Annotated in this window: 19 protein-coding genes; 11 read left to right on the forward strand and 8 right to left on the reverse strand. The window is 45.3% G+C overall.

The window, feature by feature from the left end; all coding sequences use genetic code 11:
- Window positions 1-17: 17 nt before the first annotated feature.
- Window positions 18-806 (reverse strand): cytochrome C assembly family protein, encoded by a 789-nt coding sequence (locus FE785_RS02780; protein ID WP_138564189.1) that lies wholly within the window; start codon window positions 804-806, stop codon window positions 18-20.
- A gap of 235 nt (window positions 807-1,041) precedes the next feature.
- Here FE785_RS02780 and ffh point away from each other — a divergent pair, with 235 nt between their 5' ends.
- From ffh to FE785_RS02815, 7 genes are all read left to right on the forward strand, one after another.
- Window positions 1,042-2,427 carry a signal recognition particle protein gene (ffh, locus tag FE785_RS02785; RefSeq protein ID WP_138564191.1) on the forward strand — a complete coding sequence of 462 codons (1,386 nt, stop codon included), beginning with the start codon at window positions 1,042-1,044 and terminating at the stop codon, window positions 2,425-2,427.
- A 272-nt stretch (window positions 2,428-2,699) separates the two neighbouring features.
- Window positions 2,700-2,936 (forward strand): 30S ribosomal protein S16, encoded by a 237-nt coding sequence (rpsP, locus tag FE785_RS02790; protein ID WP_138564193.1) that lies wholly within the window; start codon window positions 2,700-2,702, stop codon window positions 2,934-2,936.
- 33 nt (window positions 2,937-2,969) lie between these two features.
- Window positions 2,970-3,482: a ribosome maturation factor RimM gene (gene rimM, locus FE785_RS02795; RefSeq protein WP_138564195.1), complete on the forward strand. Its 513-nt coding sequence runs from the start codon at window positions 2,970-2,972 to the stop codon at window positions 3,480-3,482.
- Window positions 3,479-4,168 (forward strand): tRNA (guanosine(37)-N1)-methyltransferase TrmD, encoded by a 690-nt coding sequence (gene trmD, locus FE785_RS02800; RefSeq protein ID WP_138564197.1) that lies wholly within the window; start codon window positions 3,479-3,481, stop codon window positions 4,166-4,168. The genes rimM and trmD overlap by 4 nt, the downstream gene beginning before the upstream one ends.
- Before the next feature lie 118 nt (window positions 4,169-4,286).
- A complete protein-coding gene (gene rplS / locus FE785_RS02805; RefSeq protein WP_138564199.1) occupies window positions 4,287-4,631 on the forward strand; it encodes a 50S ribosomal protein L19 in 345 nt (114 codons plus the stop codon).
- 157 nt (window positions 4,632-4,788) lie between these two features.
- On the forward strand, window positions 4,789-5,724 hold the full coding sequence (xerD, locus tag FE785_RS02810; RefSeq protein WP_138564201.1) for a site-specific tyrosine recombinase XerD: 936 nt from the start codon (window positions 4,789-4,791) through the stop codon (window positions 5,722-5,724).
- Between the two features lie 102 nt (window positions 5,725-5,826).
- Window positions 5,827-6,552, forward strand: coding sequence for a DsbC family protein (locus tag FE785_RS02815; RefSeq protein WP_168188897.1), 726 nt, complete (start codon window positions 5,827-5,829; stop codon window positions 6,550-6,552).
- A 68-nt stretch (window positions 6,553-6,620) separates the two neighbouring features.
- Here the strand turns inward: FE785_RS02815 and FE785_RS02820 are convergent, their stop codons facing one another.
- From FE785_RS02820 to FE785_RS02830, 3 genes are all read right to left on the reverse strand, one after another.
- Complete coding sequence (locus FE785_RS02820) at window positions 6,621-7,349, reverse strand: TIGR04211 family SH3 domain-containing protein (RefSeq protein WP_138564205.1); 729 nt, start codon at window positions 7,347-7,349, stop codon at window positions 6,621-6,623.
- The gene (locus FE785_RS02825) at window positions 7,327-10,098 is read right to left on the reverse strand and encodes a valine--tRNA ligase (RefSeq protein WP_138564207.1); all 2,772 of its coding nucleotides are present in this window, start codon (window positions 10,096-10,098) and stop codon (window positions 7,327-7,329) included. Before FE785_RS02825 ends, FE785_RS02820 begins: the two co-directional genes overlap by 23 nt.
- A 283-nt stretch (window positions 10,099-10,381) precedes the next feature.
- Entirely contained in the window at window positions 10,382-11,176 is a 795-nt protein-coding gene (locus tag FE785_RS02830) for a flagellin N-terminal helical domain-containing protein (RefSeq protein ID WP_138564209.1), read from the reverse strand.
- 149 nt (window positions 11,177-11,325) lie between these two features.
- On the opposite strand from FE785_RS02830, the gene FE785_RS02835 reads away from it, so the two are divergent.
- The gene (locus FE785_RS02835; RefSeq protein ID WP_138564211.1) at window positions 11,326-11,757 is read left to right on the forward strand and encodes a hypothetical protein; all 432 of its coding nucleotides are present in this window, start codon (window positions 11,326-11,328) and stop codon (window positions 11,755-11,757) included.
- 26 nt (window positions 11,758-11,783) lie between these two features.
- On the opposite strand, the gene FE785_RS02840 is transcribed toward FE785_RS02835, so the two are convergent.
- The 3 genes from FE785_RS02840 to FE785_RS02850 form a co-directional block, all read right to left on the reverse strand.
- Window positions 11,784-12,263 (reverse strand): flagellar basal body-associated FliL family protein, encoded by a 480-nt coding sequence (locus tag FE785_RS02840; RefSeq protein ID WP_138564213.1) that lies wholly within the window; start codon window positions 12,261-12,263, stop codon window positions 11,784-11,786.
- A 192-nt stretch (window positions 12,264-12,455) separates the two neighbouring features.
- Entirely contained in the window at window positions 12,456-13,703 is a 1,248-nt protein-coding gene (locus FE785_RS02845; RefSeq protein ID WP_138564215.1) for an ammonium transporter, read from the reverse strand.
- A gap of 15 nt (window positions 13,704-13,718) precedes the next feature.
- Window positions 13,719-14,057 carry a P-II family nitrogen regulator gene (locus FE785_RS02850; protein ID WP_138564217.1) on the reverse strand — a complete coding sequence of 113 codons (339 nt, stop codon included), beginning with the start codon at window positions 14,055-14,057 and terminating at the stop codon, window positions 13,719-13,721.
- 212 nt (window positions 14,058-14,269) lie between these two features.
- Here FE785_RS02850 and FE785_RS02855 point away from each other — a divergent pair, with 212 nt between their 5' ends.
- Both FE785_RS02855 and glnE read left to right on the forward strand, forming a co-directional pair.
- The gene (locus FE785_RS02855) at window positions 14,270-15,025 is read left to right on the forward strand and encodes a hypothetical protein (protein ID WP_138564219.1); all 756 of its coding nucleotides are present in this window, start codon (window positions 14,270-14,272) and stop codon (window positions 15,023-15,025) included.
- Between the two features lie 65 nt (window positions 15,026-15,090).
- Window positions 15,091-17,850: a bifunctional [glutamate--ammonia ligase]-adenylyl-L-tyrosine phosphorylase/[glutamate--ammonia-ligase] adenylyltransferase gene (glnE, locus tag FE785_RS02860; RefSeq protein WP_138564221.1), complete on the forward strand. Its 2,760-nt coding sequence runs from the start codon at window positions 15,091-15,093 to the stop codon at window positions 17,848-17,850.
- 109 nt (window positions 17,851-17,959) lie between these two features.
- Here the strand turns inward: glnE and glnA are convergent, their stop codons facing one another.
- Window positions 17,960-19,366 (reverse strand): type I glutamate--ammonia ligase, encoded by a 1,407-nt coding sequence (gene glnA / locus FE785_RS02865; RefSeq protein WP_138564223.1) that lies wholly within the window; start codon window positions 19,364-19,366, stop codon window positions 17,960-17,962.
- A 434-nt stretch (window positions 19,367-19,800) separates the two neighbouring features.
- Between glnA and FE785_RS02870 the strand changes: the two genes are divergently transcribed.
- Window positions 19,801-22,071, forward strand: coding sequence for an ABC transporter permease subunit (locus FE785_RS02870; RefSeq protein WP_138564225.1), 2,271 nt, complete (start codon window positions 19,801-19,803; stop codon window positions 22,069-22,071).
- Window positions 22,072-22,078 lie beyond the last annotated feature (7 nt).

Here is a 22,078-nt window from a genome sequence, read left to right on the forward strand (position 1 = left end):
TATTGGGGTGATAGTGCTTAGAGAATAAAGGATAGCACCAAGGTTGTACCGAGATAGCTCAAGATCAATAAGAAATAAGCCCAGATGGTAAAGCGTGCCGCTTTTTGCCCGCGCCAGCCGTATTTACTTTGGCCGAATAGGAAGACGCCATAGATTAACCAGGCAAGAATGGCGAAAAAGGTTTTGTGGATAAGGTGTTGTTCAAATAGGTTTTCAACAAAAAACACGCCGCTGATCAAGGCGAAGGTCAAGAATACAAAACCGATTTTAACCAGTTGTAATAGCGTGCTTTCCATTACCTGTAAAGGCGGCAGGGCTCGCATCAGTTTTCCGAGACGTTTGGCCTTGAAGTTGCGCTCTTGAATGCCGTAAAGAATTGCTTGTGCGGTGGCCAGCCCCATAATGCTATAGGCGGCAATGGAAATCAGTACATGGCTGCCCAGTTCAATCGGCAGTTGCAGCGGCTGCTGCATTGATAACGGCAATAGAGTCGTTAAAGCCGAGATAGGGTAGATAAAAATTCCCAAGGTCTCGGTAGGCTTATTGAGGTGGGTCATCAATAAAATGGCGCTGGCGAGAAATGCGACCAGCGATAAGCCGTTACCTAAATGAAAAAAGATATTGGATTCAACAACCAAGGTTGAATGCAGGGTAATGGCATGCAGAATCAGGGTTAAGGCAATAATTCTAATAACGCTTGGACGGATGTCCGCTGAATCAGGATTTTGCACTTTGCGCCAGACCAAAGCGCTGGCAAAAAAGTAGCCGATGCTGGCAGCGATTGCTGTTGTGCCGGTAAGTACCATTAAATATAAATCCTTTGAGCCGCTAAGCTGTTAAATCATGCTTCTGTCTGTATCGTAGCGATTAAAAAAATTTAGTCAATATGCGTTCGCTTAAGATGCTGCATAAGGCTCAAGCATTTTATCCGTTATTTTCGTTATAATAGGCAGATATTTGCAAGCGATGACTTAGCGATTTTATTCAAGGTTTGTTTGGACAAGGGTTTCAGGCAGCAGCTAAGTCGGTTTAGGAGTTTTCATGTTTGATAATTTATCGGATCGTTTAAATAAGACCTTTAAAGCGATACGAGGCCAAGGTCGATTAACGGAGTCCAATATTAAGGATGCATTGCGCGATGTGCGTCGTGCTCTGTTAGAGGCCGACGTGGCCTTGCCTGTGGTGAAGTCGTTTATTACCAAAGTGCAAGAGCGCGCCGTTGGTCAGGAAGTCTCCAGCAGCCTGAATCCTGGACAGGCCTTTATTAAGATTGTCCGCGAACAGTTGGCCGAGGTCATGGGGGCGGAAGCCGAACCGTTGAACTTCAATGTCGAGCCGCCGGCGGTGGTTATGGTTGCCGGTTTGCAGGGTGCAGGTAAGACCACCTCTATCGGTAAGCTGGCTAAATGGCTTAAGGAACGCGAAAAGAAAAAAGTCATGGTGGTTTCCGCCGATGTTTATCGTCCTGCGGCGATTAAGCAGTTGGAGACTTTGGCCGAACAGGTTGATGTGCTGTTCTATCCATCAACGGCCGAGCAAGACCCTGTAGATATCGCACGCAATGCACATGCCGAAGCGAAAAAACAATTTGTTGATGTATTGCTTTTGGATACCGCAGGGCGTTTGCATATCGATAATGAAATGATGCAGGAAGTACAACGCCTGCATAGTAGTATCAATCCTTGCGAAACGTTGTTTGTTGTGGATTCGATGACCGGTCAGGATGCGGCCAATACCGCTAAGGCATTTAATGATGCGTTGCCATTGACCGGTGTGATTCTTACCAAAACCGACGGTGATGCTCGCGGTGGTGCCGCTTTATCGATTCGTGAGATTACCGGTAAGCCGATCAAGTTTATCGGTGCGGGTGAAAAAACCGATGCCTTAGAACCGTTCCACCCGGATCGTATGGCCGGACGAATTCTGGGTATGGGCGATGTGTTGAGTTTGATCGAAGAGGCCGAAGCCAAAATCGATCAGAAAAAAGCGCAGAAATTTGCCCAGAAAGTGCAGAAGTCAGGACAGTTCGATTTGGAAGACTTTTTAGAGCAGCTCCAACAAATTAATAATATGGGCGGCGTTGGCGGCCTGATGGGCAAGTTGCCGGGGATGGACCAGTTAAAAGGTCAGGTCGACGGCGATAAGGCGGAAAAGGAATTTAAACGTCTGGAAGCGATTATCTATTCTATGACCAAGCAGGAGCGTCGCTTCCCTGCCGTCATCAAAGGTTCACGTAAACGTCGTATTGCCGCTGGTTCGGGAACTTCGGTGCCGGATGTGAATCGCTTATTGAAGCAGTTTACACAAATGCAGAAGATGATGAAAAAAATGAAAGGTGGCGGTATGAAAAACCTGATGCGCGGCTTGGCTGGTAAATTACCACCAGGTATGGGCGGCATGGGTGGATTACCGCCGGGTATGCGTTAAGCGAGCCTTTGTTTAACCCTCAAAAAAAGCCCCGAAAATCGGGGCTTTTTTGCTTTCCGCACAGGCTTTGGTTTAGTAGTGAATTAAAAGTGAGCTAAGTGTTTGCCTGTAAAGCATATTTTCTGGTTTACCATTGTTGTAAATAAGGTTTGTAAAAAGCCAATCTATCTTGTATAATTCCGTGCTTTCCTGCCAGTGGTGGGAATCATTAGAAGAAATTGTTGAGCGGAATTCCGTTCATCGCCTGATTAGCATATATAAGGAATATCAAAATGGTTGTTATCCGTCTAGCCCGTGGTGGTTCTAAAAAGCGTCCTTTCTACAAAATGGTTGTTGCAGACCAGCGTTTTAAGGCAACTGGTCGTTTCATTGAGCAGGTAGGTTTCTATAACCCAATTGCTCGTGGTCAAGAAGAGAAGCTTCGTGTTGATCAGGCGAGAGTAGATCACTGGGTTGCTCAAGGCGCTCAGATGAGTGACCGCGTAAAAAGCGTTCTAAAAAACGCTTAATAGCACACATTACTGACGATTAAAGGTCGTAAGATGTCTGAACAGCGTTTAATCGTCGGTCATATTAATGGTGTGTTTGGCGTTCACGGTTGGTTGAAGATTTTTTCCCATACCGACCCGCGCGAAAATATCCTAAGTTATTCGCCTTGGTGGATTAATTTCAAAGGCGAATGGCGCGAAGTCAAAATAGTTGACTCTAAGGTGCAGCAGGGTGGTAAGACCCTGGTGGCCAAAATTGAAAATGTCGATGATCGAGATGTCGCCCGTGAGTACATGGGGTGTGACATCGCTATTGAAGACTCTCAGTTGCAACGTGGTAACGGCGAGTTTTTCTGGGTCGATCTGATTGGCTGTCAAGTCGAGACGCAGCAAGGCGAGCTGCTCGGTGAGGTCAAGGATTTGATCGAAACCGGCGCGCATGATGTGTTGCGAGTGTCTGGCGAGCATAGTGTATTGATTCCATTTGTGATGGATGAGTTCATTATCAGTGTCGATACCGATAATAAAAAGATTGTTGTCGATTGGCAGTTGGATGAAGAGTCGTGAGATTTGATGTCATAACCCTGTTTCCGGACATGTTTTCAGCACTGACGGAATCAGGTGTTAGCCGTCGGGCTTTGCAGTCTGGACTGTATCAAATCAAAACTTGGAATCCTCGCACATTTACAACAGACAGGCATAAAACCGTGGATGACCGTCCTTATGGTGGTGGTCCGGGAATGGTGATGATGTATCAGCCTTTAAAGGATACATTGGATGCCATTGCAGCCGATGGTGGAGTCAAACCTCATGTGGTTTATCTTTCGCCGCAAGGTCAGCCTCTTACTCAAGCTAAGGTTGAGCAGTTAATGGGGCATGAACGGGTCACACTTTTGTGTGGACGTTACGAAGGAGTTGATGAGCGCCTGATTGAATCATCGGTGGATGAAGAGATCAGTATCGGAGATTTTGTTGTCAGTGGCGGCGAGCTACCGGCAATGATGTTGATGGATGCCATGGTGCGTTTGATTCCGGGGGCTTTGGGACATAACCAGTCGGCAGAGCAAGATTCCTTTTCAGACGGTCTGCTCGACTGTCCTCATTACACCCGACCTGAAGAGGTTGACGGTATGAAAGTACCGGCGGTGTTATTGGAAGGAAATCACGCCAAAATCGATGCTTGGCGACAAGCACAGAAGCAGGCGCGAACCGAGCAGCGTCGACCAGATATACTCTCTGGTAAAACAGAGTAATTAAAATTCGGATTCAACCTCTGGCTCGTTTGATTTAAACGGAGCGAATTGTTGGATAAAGACTCAAAGGCTCAAAAAGCCTTAGCCCATTTTCGGGCACATAATGGAGAAGCTTAAAATGAGCGATATCATTAAGCGTATTGAAGCTGAGCAGATGACTAAGGAAATCCCTACATTTGCTCCAGGTGACACTGTAATCGTACAGGTTAAGGTTGTTGAAGGTAAAAACGAACGTCTTCAGGCATATGAAGGTGTTGTAATTGCCAAGAAAAACCGTGGTATTAATTCTAACTTCATCGTGCGTAAGATCTCTCACGGCGTTGGTGTAGAGCGTACTTTCCAGACATACAGCCCACTAGTTGACAGCATTACTGTTAAGCGTCGTGGTGATGTGCGTCGAGCTAAGTTGTACTACCTACGTAACCTATCTGGTAAAGCAGCACGTATCAAAGAAAAGGTATAATTCATACCGTTTCTTTTTTGCTAAAACGCCCCGTTTATCGGGGCGTTTTTGTATCTAGGAAAAACTTCCCAAGTTGATTGATTGGCGTTTGCTAAGCGAATCGCTATACTGTTTATAATATTCACATTTCTAGTCACTTTTATTCTCATTCCTATTTATGGCTACTCAAAAAACATCAACTGACAAAAAAAACAAAGCACAGCTAGAGTTGCATCCGTCTATCAAACAGTTTTTAAGTCATTTGGCCTTGGCAGAAGGGTTGAGTCAAAATACTTTGGCGGCCTATAAAAGGGATTTGAGCCTGTTTCAGAGTTGGCTAAGTCAACAAAATACGCCGATTAATTCGGTAACCGCGGAAACCTTAGAAGGCTTTATGCTTGACCTGTTGCAACAGGGGCGCAAGGAAAACAGCAATGCGCGGCTGCTATCGGCATTGAAGCGTTTTTACCAGTGGGCGGTATTGATGGGTGTATTTGAGCTTGATCCGACACTGTTACTTAAAGCACCGAAAGTGGCGAAGAGTATCCCTAAGGTCATGAGTGAATCACAGGTGGAGGCATTGTTATATTCGCCCGATCAGCATACGCCCTTAGGCATAAGAGATCGTGCTATTTTGGAATTGATGTATGCCAGTGGTCTACGTGTTTCCGAAGTGGTGGAGCTGCCCTTTGAACAGCTGAACCTTTCTGCCGGGTTGGTGCAGGTGACAGGAAAAGGTAATAAAGAACGGATTGTTCCGATTGGTGAGGTCGCCATTGAGTGGTTGGAGCGCTATTTGCAGGAATCACGCCCTTCATTGGTACGTAATCGTTGGGTACCAACTCTCTTTGTTTCGCGGATAGGTCGCTCTATGACGCGTCAGACTCTATGGCATAGGGTGAAGAATTTGGCTTTTGATGCCGGTATTCAAACCCAGTTGTCACCGCACACTTTACGCCATGCCTTTGCCACCCACCTGTTAAATCACGGTGCCGATTTGAGGACCGTGCAGTTACTGCTCGGGCACAGTGACCTATCGACAACACAGATTTATACCCATGTCGCTAAAGAGCGTTTGAGTCAGTTGCATAAACAACACCATCCACGGGGTTAATATTAGCCTCTAGTGCGGTAAAATAATCGTACAGGTAACCGAATAAGAAAGAAGGGTATGACATTGAAAATGAAATCATCTTTAAGGCGCGTGCTTTGTGTGATGAGCTTTGCATCCATTGGGCTGTTGGCAGCACAAAATTCATGGGCAACACAAGGCGGTGCTGATTCCAAAGCAGTACCGCAAGAGATTGAACAGCGTTTGCAGGCGATGATCGGTGCTGATGCGCGTTTTGCCGAGGTCAAGCCAACGGCGATCGCAGGTTTGTTTCAGGTTCAACTTGGGATGACGGTCGTTTACCTTTCCGCAGACGGTAAATTGTTAATCAATGGCAATATGATTGATCTGGATAAAAACGTCAATTTGACCCAAGAGGTGGTGTTTCAATCTCGCCGTGAGGTAATGGAGAAAATGGATGAGTCGACCATGATTGTCTATCCGGGCGCTAAAACGCAGTCTCCTAAGACAATAACGGTGTTCACGGATATAGATTGTCCTTATTGTGCCAAATTGCATAAGGAGATCCCTGTATTGAATGCTGCCGGGATCACGGTCAGATTCTTGGCGTATCCGCGTTCAGGGCCTAATACCGAATCTTATTTTAAAGCGCAATCGGTTTGGTGTGCCAGCAATCAAACGGAAGTCCTAAATGATGCCATGATGGGAGTGGAGCCGGATAAAAAACAGTGTGCCGACCCTGTAGATGAGCATATGCAATTTGCCGCACAGTTAGAGGTTAATGGAACCCCAAATATTTTGCTTGAGAACGGTGATTTATTACCAGGCTATGTGCCGGCAAGAAAGTTGATCGGTATTGTTAGACAATAAGTCTACAGTTTTTTATTCCGACCAATAAAAAATCCCACCTTGGTGGGATTTTTTTTATCGCTGAGGTTTTAGAGTTCGCCCCATTTTTTGCGTTTTCCAGGGGCTCTGAAAAAGCGCCCGAGCAATAGGCCGAGCAATAGAACCCCTCCACCGGTCAAGAACCATTGGCGTTTCAGTGCATCGTCCGATTGGTCGATTTGCTCTTTCATAATGGCGTTGTCGGTTTCCAGCTGACTCAGACGAACTTTCATTTGCTGGTTTTGCTGATCGATCTCAACGGCATTACTGGAGATGCTGGTCAGGCGTTCTAGTTGTTTGCTTAGCTCAAATTTGTCCTGTTTAGTGGTCGACAATTCAGAATCGGTTTTCTCAAAACGCTCTTTAAGCGTTTTGAGTTCCTGTCGAAGAGAGGTGTATTTCTCTTCCAGATCAGTGGTTTTCCTGATTTGTTCTGCTAAGCGAGTTTTGGCAATCGGCTGGTTTTGTAAAACAATTGAAGGTAGCCAGCCGTTGTAGGTTGAACCACCACTTTTGTATTGTACGTTAGCCCAGCCTTCCTTATTCACTTCGAGAATTTTAACGGCTTCACCCGCTTGAAGCATACGGGTGATTTTAAACTTATAACCGGCCCCTCGGCGCAAAGGCACTTCAAGCGAGTCGGTGATATAGTTGGTATAGCCTTTTTCAGCAGCGTGAGCTAGATTGACTGAAGCCAGAGAGGTGAAACCTAGAAAACAGGTAAAACCTAAAATTGCCAGTTTGTTTGAATTAAGCTTACAGCTGCTGGATCTTCTCATATTGTGCCTCTAAGTTAGTTAGCGCAGTTTGATAATCACTAAGTTTCTTACGTTCAGTTTCCACTACTTGAGCCGGGGCCTTGGCAACAAAACCTTCGTTGCTCAGCTTGCCGCTCAGACGTTTGATTTCGCCTTGTAGCTTAGTAATCTCCTTATTCAAACGAGCCAATTCCGCTTCTTTGTCGATCAGGCCGGCCATTGGGATTAAAACTTTCATTTCTCCTACAAGGGCAACCGCAGACTCAGGCGCGTCAGCTTCGTTTTCAAGTACTGTAATGCTCTCTAACTTTGCCAGTGATTGCAAGTAAAGTTGGTTATTGCTTAGCCAGGTCTGATCTTGTTCGTTTAAACCGGCAAGTAACACAGGTAGTGCTTTGCTTGGCGCAATATCCATTTCCGAACGAATTTTACGCACTCCGACTATGAACTGCTTAACCCATTCCAGTTCGGCAACAGCAGCAGTGTCGATTTTGCGGCTATCAGCTTGAGGATAGGCCTGTAGCATAATGGTATCGGCATTTTTACCGGCTAGAGGTGCCACGGCCTGCCAGGCTTCTTCAGTGATAAATGGTACTATCGGATGCAGTAGGCGCAACATCGCTTCCAACACACGTACCAGTGTGCGGCGAGTGCCGCGTTTTGCCGCATCCGAACTGTTATCACTGTTTAATACCGGCTTGGCCAGTTCCAGATACCAGTCACAATATTCGTTCCATGTGAATTCATAAAGTGTATTGGCAGCCAAATCGAAGCGGTAACTATCAAAGTGCTTTGCCACTTCGGTTTCGACCTCTTGCAAGCGAGAGATTATCCAGCGATCCGCTAATGATAGTTCAATCGCCAGAGATTCATCAACACCGGTATCGTAACCTTCAGTATTCATCAATACATAGCGTGTCGCGTTCCATAGTTTGTTACAAAAGTTACGATAGCCTTCGGCTCGATTCAGGTCAAAGCGGATGTCTCGTCCGGTAGAGGCCAGTGATGCAAAAGTAAAGCGAATTGCATCGGTACCATAAGCCGGAATGCCGTCGGCAAACTGTTTGCGAGTGGCTTTCTCGATTTTGGCTGCTTTTTCCGGCTGCATCATGCCGTAGGTACGTTTAGATACCAAGTCTTCAAGCTCAATACCGTCAATCAGGTCAATCGGGTCCAGAACATTACCTTTTGACTTGGACATTTTCTGGCCTTCTCCATCGCGCACCAAGCCGTGTACATAAACGGTTTTAAATGGTACTTCGCCGGTAAACTTCAATGTCATCATAATCATTCGGGCAACCCAGAAGAAAATAATGTCAAAACCGGTAACCAGTGTCGAGGTAGGGTGGAATTTTGCCAGTTCAGGAGTCTGTTCCGGCCAGCCCAATGTCGAGAATGTCCATAAAGCCGAGCTGAACCAAGTATCCAGTACATCGTCATCCTGGCGTAGGCTTACCGATGCATCGATATTGTGTTTTTGGCGCACTTCATTTTCATCGCGACCTACATAGACATTGCCGTTGTCGTCATACCATGCTGGAATACGGTGACCCCACCAGATTTGACGTGAAATACACCAGTCTTGGATATTGTTCATCCATTCAAAATAAGTGTTTTCCCAGTTTTTCGGAACGAATTGGATATCGCCGTTTTTTACCGCATCAATCGCCGGTTTTGCGAGTTCTTCAACGGCTACATACCATTGATCGGTCAAAAATGGTTCTATAACAGAATGCGAACGGTCGCCACGAGGCACCATTAAAGTATGAGGCTTGATTGAATCCAATAAGCCCAGCTCTTCAAAGTCGGCAATAATCTGCTTGCGTGCTTCAAAGCGGTCTAGCCCTTGATATTTTTCCGGTGCGTTTTCATTGATTGCCGCATCGATGGTCAAAATATTCAATAATTCGAGGTTATGACGTTTACCCATCTCGTAATCGTTGAAGTCGTGAGCAGGAGTGATTTTTACACAGCCTGTTCCAAACTCTTTGTCTACATAGTCATCGGCGATAATCGGGATTTCGCGATTAACTAAAGGTAGGGTAATGGTCTGGCCAACCAAATGCTGATAGCGTTCGTCATCCGGGTGTACCGCAACCGCCTGATCACCCAGCATGGTTTCAGGGCGGGTGGTGGCGACAACGAGGTAACCTGAACCGTCAGTGAGAGGGTAACGCAGATGCCAAAGGTTGCCTTGCTCTTCCTCGGAAATAACTTCCAGATCAGAGACGGCTGTGTGCAGAACAGGATCCCAGTTCACCAAGCGTTTGCCACGATAAATCAGGTCCTCCTCATAAAGGCGAACAAAAACTTCTTTAACGGCATTCGATAGGCCTTCATCCATCGTGAAGCGTTCACGACTCCAGTCAGGTGATGCGCCCATACGGCGTAACTGTTTGGTGATAGTGCCGCCGGACTCTTCTTTCCATTCCCAGATCTTGTCTATGAATTTGTCTCGACCTAGATCGTGGCGACTTAAACCTTTCGCCGCCAATTGGCGTTCTACTACCATTTGTGTGGCAATACCTGCGTGGTCGGTACCCGGTTGCCACAGGGTATCTTTGCCTTGCATTCGGTTATAGCGAATCAAGGTATCCATAATGGTATCCTGGAAGGCATGACCCATATGCAAACTACCGGTGACGTTAGGTGGCGGGATCATAATGCTGTAAGGTTCAGCATCGTTGTTTTGAGGTTTGAAATAACCTTGGTTTTCCCAAGTTTGGTACCATTTAGTCTCAATATTATTAGGGTCGAAATGCTTTTCCATAAAACGCTTAATCTATTATTTTGAAGTGAATATTAATCGGGAGATTATAGCAATCCGAGGGGGGAATGTCTTAACTAACTGGAAGGCAGTCGAAAAAAACTGACAATATGGATTGTTGTTGATTGCTCAATTCAGATTTTTTTATCCTAGAGCGTGATAAATGAGGTTTTTCAGGCAAAAAAAACGGCAGGTTAACTGCCGTTAAATTGCTAGGAGGAATTTATTTGGGATAATGTCTCGGGTGTTTGTAAACATAGTTACTTGTGTCTCTCGCTAATTAAGTTTAACTGTTCAATAGTTGCAATACCGATGATCTGGATTGATTTTGCTGCGATTGCATCGCGATCGATGCGTCTTGCAGAATATTCAATCGAGTCTGGTCTGTCAGCGCTCTGGCATAGTTGGTGTCGTTAATCTGGCTTCGGGCGTTATTGGCGTTAATATTCTGGTTTTGGATGTCATTAACAGAGTTTGTCAGACCGTTTTGTTGGGCGCCAAATTGCGCTTGCGCCGTGCTGAGTTGTTCAATGGCTGTATCAAGCCCGTTTAGCGCATTTGTTGCGGTATCGGTAGTGCTGATGTTGCTGCCATCCAAGCCTAGGTTCTGCAGGGTCAGATTAGGTAATTCAATGTTACTGTTGCCGTTATCACCAAGCGCGATATTAATGTCGCTGTTGGAACCGTCGAGCAGGTTGATATCATTAAACTGGGTGTTTTCACTGATTTGTTGAATGTTTTCCAAGCCTTGCTGAAACTCAGTATTGAGCAGGTCTCTTTGTTGTGTGCTTAGGGTGCCGTTTAAGGCTTGAACACCAAGCTCACGCAAGCGTTGCAGTGATTCTGAAATCTGTTGGCTGGCGCCATCGGCGGTTTGCACTAGGTTTATACCGCTGTTGGCGTTTTGTACCGCAATATCCTGAGCGTTAACTTGGCTTGTTAGCCCAGTTACAACGGCTTGATCGGCAGCGCCATCAGCTGCTTGATTGAGGCGTTGTCCGCTGGTCAGTTGCTCATTGATTTTGTTCAGGTTGCTGACATAAAAGTTTTGGTTAATACCGGAGGTCGAGTCGATGGCCATGATAGAATCTCCTTGTTTTCCTTCTTGTGAGAGCAAAGCTTAAGAAGGAGTCGCATTTTAATAGCGCATGCTTTAGTGTGAAAGCTAATAGTGCGACAAGTATCTTATAGATTCATTCTACGCCTAATTATTTGATAAGGAAAGTGAAAATGTCTTGTTGTTCAGGAGGTTACTGTCAGTTTACGTTTCCGGAAGGCCCGCCTTTACTGGATAATCCGGTGACCAATTTGAATGCACGTTACCTGTTTTTACCCTATGGGACTCTGTTGCAAAAGGGCGAAACGGTAAGGATATGGCTGGAGTCCGGGCAGGCGAAAACAGTGTTGCTGGAAGATAAAATTGAGCTGCAGTTTACTGAAAATGGCCCCAATGCTGTAGAAGAAGTTGATTTTCAATTGCCATGGCAGTTGATCGCCTTCGATAGCGGTATGGATTATGATGATTTAATGCATTGGTCAAAGCATGATCTATTCAACCCCGAAGAAACTTCTGTTGTGGTGGTTTTCAATCATCCTATAGAAGTAAAGCCGACTTTAAAACAGCGATGGCTGCAATTTCTTTATAAAATGCGTAATCTATAATTTAGCGATATAAGAGGTGTCATGCTTTATTGCATGACAAAGCGTCCCAGATAGACATCTTCAAGAAGGTCTGGATAGATGCGGTGCTGTTCGAGCACTTTTTTTACTTCTGCAAGCACCTCTGCACGTAATTGATCGGGTCCGTCCGGTTTGCGCAATTTGCTGTAACGCTGCTGACGTAGAACTCGATCGATATCGTTTTTCAAAATAGGGCGTAAGTGCTCCATTTCTACCTCAACCACCTGGGGAATGTACGACATAAACTTAAAATCGACAGCGAGAAACTTGGCTTGCCCTTCTCCTTGGAAGTTGACAACCACCTTATCCATGGAAAAGTATTGCGGTACTCGTGTTTCCGGCTCTTCAAACTGCTTGTATTTAGGAGAATAGGATAAGCTGTTTTCTGAGGCTATTACAGGTTGTGCCGTTACACTGAATGCGCCCAATGTCAGCAGGGCGGTGAAAGATGCATGGGTAAAAAGGTTTTTAATTCGCATTGAAATCATAAAGTGATTGTTTCCTGTGTGATTCTGGCTAAGCACAAAATAAGCTTATGTTTCTACAAGCGAACCGTATTATAGCTATGGCTTGTTGCTTTGCTGTGCTTTGTGGGAAAAATTAGGAAAAATTGGCTTTCTCCAATAAAAAAGCCCCGCAGGAGCGGGGCTTTTTATTAAGTCGTTTGTGTAGACTTTAGCTTACTTTGTAAATTCTGGGTAAGCTTCCATTCCACATTCAGACTGGTCAATACCTTCGTATTCTTCTTCTTCAGTAACGCGGATACCCATTACTGCTTTGATGATACCCCATACAATCAAGCTTGTACCGAATACCCATGCGAAGATTACACCGATACCTGTTAGCTGAGCCATGATTGTTGCATCACCGTTAGTGAATGTCACAGCAATCAGACCGAAGATACCAACAACACCGTGAACAGAGATCGCACCTACAGGATCATCAATCTTGAACTTAGCGTCGATGATTAGGATTGCGATAACTACGATGATACCACCAGCTAGACCGATTAGAGCCGCTTCTAGAGCTGTTGGAGTTAGAGGTTCAGCAGTGATCGCTACTAGACCCGCTAGAGCACCGTTTAGCATCATTGTTAGATCCGCTTTACCGAACTTCATCTTAGAAGCGATAAGCGCACCGATTACACCAGCCGCGGCTGCCATTAGTGTGTTTACAAAGATCATTGCAACAGCGTTTGCTTCGTCAACGTTAGAGATCTTAAGCTCAGAACCACCGTTGAAACCGAACCAACCTAGCCATAGGATGAATGTACCTAAAGTCGCTAGAGGTAGGTTTGCACCAGGAATCGCTTTAGATTCACCGTTTGGACCATATTTACCTTTACGAGCACCTAGTAGAAGTACACCAGCAAGAGCTGCAGCAGCACCAGCCATGTGAACGATACCAGAACCAGCGAAGTCTAGGAAACCTAGTTCGTCTAGGAAACCACCACCCCATTTCCAGAAACCTTGCATTGGGTAGATGAAAGCTGTGAACACGATAGCGAAAGCGAAGAAAGACATAAGTTTCATGCGCTCAGCAACCGCACCCGATACAACCGACATGGCAGTAGCAACGAATACAACCTGGAAGAAGAAGTCAGACATACCTGAATAATAAGGCGCGTCATCACCACCAGCAACAACGTCTGCAACAGCGTTATCACCACCAAGTAGGAAGCTGATACCTGGGAAGAAGCTGTTTACGGCTTCACCTGGGTACATAATGTTATAACCAACCAGCATGTACATAATACATGCGATAGCGAAAAGACCGATGTTTTTAGCAAGAATTTCGGTAGTGTTTTTTGCGCGTACCAGACCCGCTTCTAGCATTGCGAAACCAGCTGCCATCCACATAACTAATGCACCTGACATTAGGAAGTAGAAGGTATCAAGCGCGTAACTAATTTGTAGTACTTGTTCCATTGTTAATTCCTTTTGTTAAAGAGCGATATCGCCAGTTTCTTCGGTGCGAATTCGAACAGTTTGCTCTAAAGGCATAACGAAGATTTTGCCATCTCCGATTTTGCCAGTTTTTGCAGAGCTGCTGATCGCTTCTACTACGCTATCAAGCTTGTCATCGCTAACAGCAATTTCTAAGCGGATTTTTGGTAGAAATTCAATCGCGTATTCTGCGCCGCGATAAATTTCTGTATGGCCCTTTTGACGGCCAAAACCTTTTGACTCTGTGACGGTCATACCTTGCACATCAATATCGTGAAGTGCTTCTCTGACATCGTCGAGCTTAAAAGGTTTGATAATTGCAACTACCAGTTTCATACTAACCTCTCGGATATTATTTAAAGAAATAAGTTCGACATAGTTAAAACATGGCATATGCCATAAAAATAAAAAATCATGAAAAACAATTAGATAAGTTAAAAAAGGCCGTCGATAATAGCTTTTTTTAACATCTTGCCAAGCAGTGAATATTATTTTTTGGTGCTTTATTGTTTTAATTTGGTGCACAACTGAAAGGATTGAGAAGGGTGGTGGCAAAGTTACCTAAGATTTTTATTGCATTGGCAATTCAATTATTGGTTCTGTTATTTATGGCTGTTTCTGTCTATGTCGCACCAATAGTGGTTGAGCCGCCTTACCCATATTGGCTTTTGGTCATCCTGCAAGGCTTGTTCTCCGCATTGTTGGTTACGCCGTTTGGTTTGCCCAAGTGGTGGCGGTTGATACAGTTTTTATTGCCTTTGGGTCTTTATGGTGCCATTTTGGTTCAATTTAATCCAATATGGGTATTAGTGATTTTTATTGCTGTCTGGCTGGTGTTTTCCAATGTATTTGGCGATAGAGTACCTTTATATTTAACCAATTCTTCGACACGCCAGGCTTTACTTAAATTTATTAAACCGCGGCAATCAATACATTTTCTCGATCTCGGCAGTGGTTTGGGGTCGAATGTGGCTTTTATGGCACAGCAAAAAGGTGTGCTGAATTCTCATGGGGTGGAAACCGCTCCTCTGCCTTATCTTTTCTCAAAACTCTATTGTTTTTTTCGTGGCGGTGAAATATTTGCCATGGATATCTGGAAGACGCAGTTATCCTATTATGATGTGGTCTATGCATTTTTATCGCCACAGCCCATGCCAGAGTTATGGTTGAAGGTGAAAGATGAAATGCGCCCGGGAACGGTGTTTATTAGTAATAGTTTCGCTGTACCGGATATTGAACCGAGTGAGGTCTGGCAGTTGAATGATGCTCGGCAAACCACGCTTTATATATACAATATCGATTAAATTGATTACCGTTTAGCTAAGCTAAATGGTTTACAAAGTTGAAACAAAGAAAATGCGGAGAATTTATGACCTATAGTTTGCAGCAAGCTTTGCAGTGGAGCCCTTTTGTTGAGCGTTTAACAAACCGTTATCCGGATATCGCAAACAAAGAGAGTTATGAAAGTGCGTGGCAGCAAGGTGAATTGTTCACTAGGGTTTATGACGCTGTTATCGGTTGTACTGATGAACAAGCTTTATTCAAGGCTTTACGCGTTCAGCGCAATACGATGATGGGGCGAATTGGCTTGCGTGACTTGCAAGGCATGGCAAGTCTTGATGAAACAATCAAAGCCACCTCTGAGTTGGCCGATGCTTTGGTTTCGGCAAGTCTGGATTGGTATTACCCTCGATATTGTCAGCGTTACGGTACACCTGTTGGCCGAGAATCAGGTGACGCGCAGCAGTTGATTGTTATCGGTATGGGGAAGCTCGGTGGACAAGAGCTGAACTTCTCCTCCGATATCGATTTGATTTTTGCCTTTCCCGAAGCGGGGGAGACCGAAGGTGCAGCGCGCTCCATTTCCAATGACCAGTTTTTTATTCGCTTGGGTCAGGCGGTGAATAAATCCCTGGTGGATATGACGGTTGATGGTTTTGTCTATCGTGTCGATATGCGTTTGCGTCCATTTGGTGATACCGGTCCCTTGGCGGTGAGCTTTTCCGGCTTGGAGAACTATTATGAAATTCATGGTCGTGCTTGGGAACGTTATGCCTTGGTCAAGGCGCGAGTCATTGCCGGAGATAAGGCCAAGGGCGCTGAATTGTTTAAAATTCTCAAGCCGTTTATCTATCGTCGTTATGTGGACTTCAGTGCGATGGATTCATTACGTGAATTGAAGTCGATGATTGCCGATCAGGTTGCAAAAAAAGGTATGCAACATAATCTCAAGCTTGGAGCAGGTGGTATTCGTGAAATTGAGTTTATCGTGCAATCGTTTCAGTTGGTGCACGGCGGACGTGAGATAACATTGCAAGGCAGTTCATTGTTGCCAATTTTGCATCAGTTGGTCGATAAGCAGTTTCTTGAGGCAGATGTCGCTAGCAGGCTTGAAGACGCTTACCGCTTTTTGCGTGCGGCGGAAAACCGTGTGCAGATGTGGAATGATCAGCAGGTTCATGATCTGCCAAAAGACCAAGGTCAGCAGCTGTTGTTGGCACAATCGTTGGGCTATCCAGAATTGGGTGAGTTCAATCGGGTGTTGGCTGAGTATCGTGATTATGTCCAGCAGCAGTTCAGTCAGGTTTTTGGTCAGGATGAATCGGAGCTGGCTGCAGGCGAAGATGGCGATTATAAAAAGATCTGGCAAAGCGATGATCAAAAAATCACCTTGTCGGCAGACACCGAAGTCGAGTGTTCACAGTCTTTGGCGGAATCAATGCAGAAGGTTTTGCATGACTTCAAGTTATCACGAGCCGTGCAAGCAATGAGTCGGGATGCGTTGGATCGTCTTGATGCGGTCATGCCATTGGTGCTAAAAGAGTTGCTGGCTAAGCGCGCTAACGAGCAGACCTTAAAGCGGGTTGTCGCCATTCTTGAGTCCATTGCCAAGCGTAGTGTCTATCTAATTCTGCTAAAGGAAAATCCGCAAGCGTTAAAGCATCTGGTGCAACTTTGTGAGTCGAGTGCCTGGATGGCCGATATGCTGGTTAAGTATCCTGCATTATTGGATCAATTGATTGATGAGAGGGATTTGTATTCTCCTTTGGCTTATGAGGACTTAAAGCTAGAGGCGTGTCAGTTGTTAACCGAAACCGGTTTGGATGAAGAACTCTTTATGGAGCGTTTGCGACAATGGAAGCATGCGCAAGTCTTCAAGGTGGCTGCCGCCGATGTCACCGGCAATGTGCCTGTCATGAAGGTGAGTGACTATCTTACCTGGATTGCTCAAGCGGTATTGGATGTTAGTGTCGAGTTTTGCTGGCAGTTTATGCAACAGCGTTCCGGTATTCCAGGGGGTGTTAGTGCCGATCACCCTCGCAACCCTTTTATGGTTTTGGGCTACGGTAAGCTTGGCGGTATCGAGTTGGGTTACGGCTCCGATTTGGATATGGTGTTTTTATATCAAGGCGTTGAGTCCGGAGCCATGACGACCGCTACGAATGGCAAGCAGCTGGATAATGCGATCTATTTTATTCGTATGGGGCAGAAGTTGATTTCGATATTAAGTACGGTGATGCCCTCGGGTCGTCTGTATGAGGTGGATTGTCGATTGCGTCCCAATGGTAATTCCGGCATGTTGGTCACTGATTTGCCTAGCTTTCAGGCATATATTGAAAATAAGGCGTGGAATTGGGAACATCAGGCCTTGGTTCGCGCTAGAGCGGTGGCAGGTGATGATCAGGCTGTTGAGGCGTTTGAACAGTTTCGTTTGGCGTTTTTGTGCCAGTCGCGTGACCCGGAAAAGGTCAGGAGTGAAGTGGTTGAGATGCGTCAGAAGATGCAGCAGTCGTTAGATAAAAGTGATGAGCAGTGGTTTGATTTGAAGCAGGGTGTCGGTGGTATTGTGGATATTGAGTTTATGATGCAGTATCTGGTCTTGGCTTATGCAAAAGAATATCCGAATTTAGCCCAGTATAGTGATAATGTGCGAATTTTAGAGCAGGTGTCGGCATCATCGTTGTTATCAAATGAGGATGTGCAGTCCTTGACCGATGCATATAAAGTCTATCGTTCGAAATATCACCGTTTGTCTTTGGCAAATGACAAAGCGATGGTCGAGCAGAGCTGTTATCGACAAGAGCGTGCCGCTGTTCACAGAGTCTGGCAGTCGCTAATGTTGGCTTGAAGGTATTGTTTGTGTTTAGCGGTTATGGTTTTAATTGATTGGTGGTTGAAAATTGCAGAGATAAAAAAACCCGCATTATGCGGGTTTTTTTAACGTCTTGGCTAACTGATTAGCAAGAGTAGTACATGTCAAACTCGATTGGGTGTGTTGTTGCACGTAGACGAGTAACTTCTTCCATCTTAAGGTCGATGTAAGAGTCGATTGTTTCGTCTGTGAATACGCCACCGGCTTTCAAGAATTCACGGTCTGCATCTAGTGCTGCCAGCGCTTCTTCTAGAGAGGCACAAAGTGTATCGTATTCTGCTTCTTCTTCTGGAGATAGGTCATATAGATCTTTCTCTGAAGGCTCGCCTGGATCGATCTTGTTCATGATCCCGTCAAGACCGGCCATCAAGCAAGCAGAGAATGCTAGGTATGGGTTGGCTGTTGGGTCAGGGAAACGTAGTTCTACACGACGCGAACGCTCTGAAGGAGCATAAGGGATACGGATAGAGGCTGAACGGTTCTTACCAGAGTAGGCAACCAGGATTGGTGCTTCAAAGCCAGGAACCAAACGCTTATAAGAGTTTGTGCCAGGGTTACAGAAAGCGTTAAGTGCACGTGCGTGCTTCATTAGACCGCCTAGGTACCAAAGTGCTTCTTGTGAAAGACCTGAGTAAACGTCACCGGCAAAGATGTTTTTACCGTCTTTAGATAGAGACTGATTGATGTGCATACCAGTACCGTTATCACCAACGATTGGCTTAGGCATAAATGTCGCAGTCTTGCCAAGTGCCTGGCAAGTGTTATGAACGGCATACTTAAGTACCTGAACTTCATCAGCTTTAGCTGTTAGTGTGTTACCAGCAACCGCTAGCTCACATTGACCCGCAGCAGCTACTTCGTGGTGGTGGGCTTCTAGTGTTAGGCCCATCGCTTCAGCCATCGCACAGATGTCAGCACGAACTTCGTGTAGCTGGTCAACAGGAGGAACTGGGAAGTAACCACCTTTAACCTTAGGGCGGTGACCCATGTTACCGCCTTCTACAACACGACCTGATTCCCATGCGGATTCACCAGAGTTCATTTTTACGAATGAACCTGACATGTCCTGGCCCCAAGTAACATCGTCGAAGATAAAGAATTCTGGTTCAGGACCAAAGAATGCTGTATCGGCAATACCTGTAGAGGCTAGGTAAGCTTCAGCGCGTTTTGCAATGCCACGAGGATCTTTTTCATAAGATTCCATTGTTGATGGCTCAACAATCTGCATACGGATGATGATTGTAGGATCGTTCGTGAATGGGTCTAGGTAGAAGCCTTCAGTTTGTGGCATAAGCAACATATCTGATTCGTTGATACCTTTCCATCCAGCGATAGATGAACCGTCAAAAGTTTCACCGTCAGTGAAGAAATCTTCGTCTATTCTTGATGCTGGGATAGTTACGTGTTGTTCTTTACCAAGTGTATCGGTAAAACGTAAGTCTGCCCACTTAACATCGTTGTCTTTGATCATGTCAAAAATAGCTTGTGGCATTGTGATAGTCCTTTATCAGCTAAAAGTAATTAAAATAAACACGGTGATAATAGCGTGAACCATGCCAAGATTTCAATTTTTTTAAAAAGAAATTAAACAGCTTTTGTATCAATGATTTGCATGGGGCGGGTAAGTGATTGAGATATAGATAAAAAGTGGAAATGTTTGCTTTTGGTGCAAAATTTAAAAATTACTGGTGCAAATGGAGTTTTTTTGAGCTTTTTGCGATAAGTAGAATCTATTATCAAATATTACAAAAATGTTACAGAAATGTGTCATAAACAATTTAAAATGCAATTTCCTTGTCATATTCGCCTGTTAATATTCATAACAATTTTAAATTGGCGACTATGGTTTCTGGAATAGAGCTTGCAAAAGCTAAAAATTGATTCAAGATACATGGTTGTGGAACCATTACAAGTTAGGTTGAAAATATGACGACTTCTGTACAGGGTAAGCTGGATGAAGCCTTAAGTGGTGAAGCTTTTGAAAAGCGCATTCGCCGCCGTAACCTAAAAGATGCTTTGGCACGCTATGGAATATCCTTTGGTGGTGTCGGTGTTATCTTTGCCGTGTTACTTATCATGTTCTTTCTGTTCTATGTGGTATTGCCGCTATTTACACCGGCAAGTATAGAAAAATCCCACAGTTTTGCTCTGCCTGGCGGCGAGCAGGAAAAAACTTTGTACTATGGTGTCGATGAATACAAAAGCTCGGCTATCCGTTTTACCGAATCGGGTAAGCTGGTTGGTTTTGACCTAGTCAACGGAGCCGAGAATTTCAATGAAAGCTTGCCGTTAAACGGTAATGACATCACCAGCTTCACTGTCGTCAACGAACTAACCCATCTGGTCGCCTTTGGTCTTTCTGACGGTAGTCTATTGTTTGCCAAATACGGCTATAACGTCACTTATCCTGATAACGTCAAAACCATTACGCCTAAGGTTGAGTATCCGTTTGGTGAAGAGTCGATCGAGTTGGCTGACGATGCCATCAGTAAGCTGTCCATCAAAGCCGGTGAATCGGAAATGCGTATCGCCTACCAGGTAGCCGGGCAACAGCGTGTTTACATTAAAGAATTCAGCAAAGTCGAATCGATGTTATCGGACTCGGTAACATTGGAAGAGAACAACTCTGGTGAATTTACACCGACATCAAAAGTTAAGTGGTTGAAGATGGATGTTAGTGGGCGCAATCTATATTTGATCGATGCAGATGGTGCCACCGATTTCTATGATATCCGTTATATTGACGAGCCGGCTTTGGTTCAACACGTCAATCTGTTAAAAAATGATGAAAAGCCGACTTTGATCCGTTTCTTGTTGGGTGACTACTCTTTGATGATCGGTACCAATAAAGGTAACGTCTATCAGTGGTTCCCGGTTCGTGATGACAACAATAACTTTGCTCTCCAGCAAATCCGTTCGTTTAAGGTCAGTGATGCCGCAGTGACTTCGATCGGTATTGAATTGGCACGTAAAGGTTTTGCCGTCACTGATAACCAAGGTGGCTTCCACCTTTATCACTCAACGGCAGAACGTCATCTCGGCTCTGAAACCTTTGCCGATAAGGGTGGCGATGCTAACGTAACCATGGCTCCGCGTGCAAATGGCGCTGTGGTAGAAAGCGGTAATCAGATTGTCTTTTTTGATATTGAAAACGAACATCCGGATGTGTCTTTCTCAAGTCTTTGGGGGAAGGTCTGGTATGAAGGCTATGAAGAGCCAAGTTATACTTGGCAGTCATCGTCAGCCAGCTCCGATTTTGAGCCTAAATTCTCTTTAACCCCATTAACGTTCGGTACCATTAAGGCGGCGCTGTATTCGATGTTGTTTGCCGTGCCTATCGCCATTCTTGCAGCGATCTATACCGCTTTCTTTATGGATAAAGCGACCCGTCAATGGGTTAAGCCATCGGTCGAATTGATCGAAGCGCTGCCTACGGTAATCCTCGGTTTCCTAGCCGGTCTTTGGTTGGCGCCTTATATGGAGGCGAATTTACCCGGTTTCTTCGCCATATTGATATTGGTGCCAATCGGTATTGTTCTGTTCGGTTACGCTTGGTCACGCCTGCCCGAGTCGATTCGTCTGACGGTGCCGGTTGGTAGACGAGCAGTATTGATGATTCCGGTAATCATTGTCTTGGGTTGGTTGGCATTGCAGTTAAGCAGCCCAATCGAAAATGCCTTCTTTGATGGCAATATGCGTCACTGGCTGACCGCCGAAGCCGGTATCGATTTTGATCAGCGTAATGCGATGGTTATCGGTTTTGCGATGGGCTTTGCGCTGATCCCGACGATCTTCTCGGTGACGGAGGATGCGATCTATAACGTACCGAGTTATCTGGTTAACGGTTCTTTGGCTCTTGGTGCGAGCGGTTGGCAGACCCTTGTCGGTGTTGTTTTGCCGACAGCAAGCCCGGGTATCTTCTCAGCGATTATGCTGGGCTTCGGTCGCGGTGTCGGTGAGACCATGATCGTCTTGATGGCTTCGGGTAATACACCGTTGATGGAAGTAAATATCTTTGAAGGTATGCGTACGCTGTCGGCTAACCTTGCTGTGGAAATGGCAGAGGCTGAAGTTGCCAGTTCACACTATAGAGTGTTGTTCCTTGCCGGTTTGGTACTGTTTATTTTCACCTTTATCTTCAACACCTTGGCCGAAGTTGTCCGACAGCGCATGCGCCGTAAATATGGTTCACTATAGGAGTCTG

It is taken from the genome of Thiomicrorhabdus sediminis, assembly GCF_005885815.1.
Classification (GTDB): Bacteria; Pseudomonadota; Gammaproteobacteria; order Thiomicrospirales; family Thiomicrospiraceae; genus Thiomicrorhabdus; species Thiomicrorhabdus sediminis.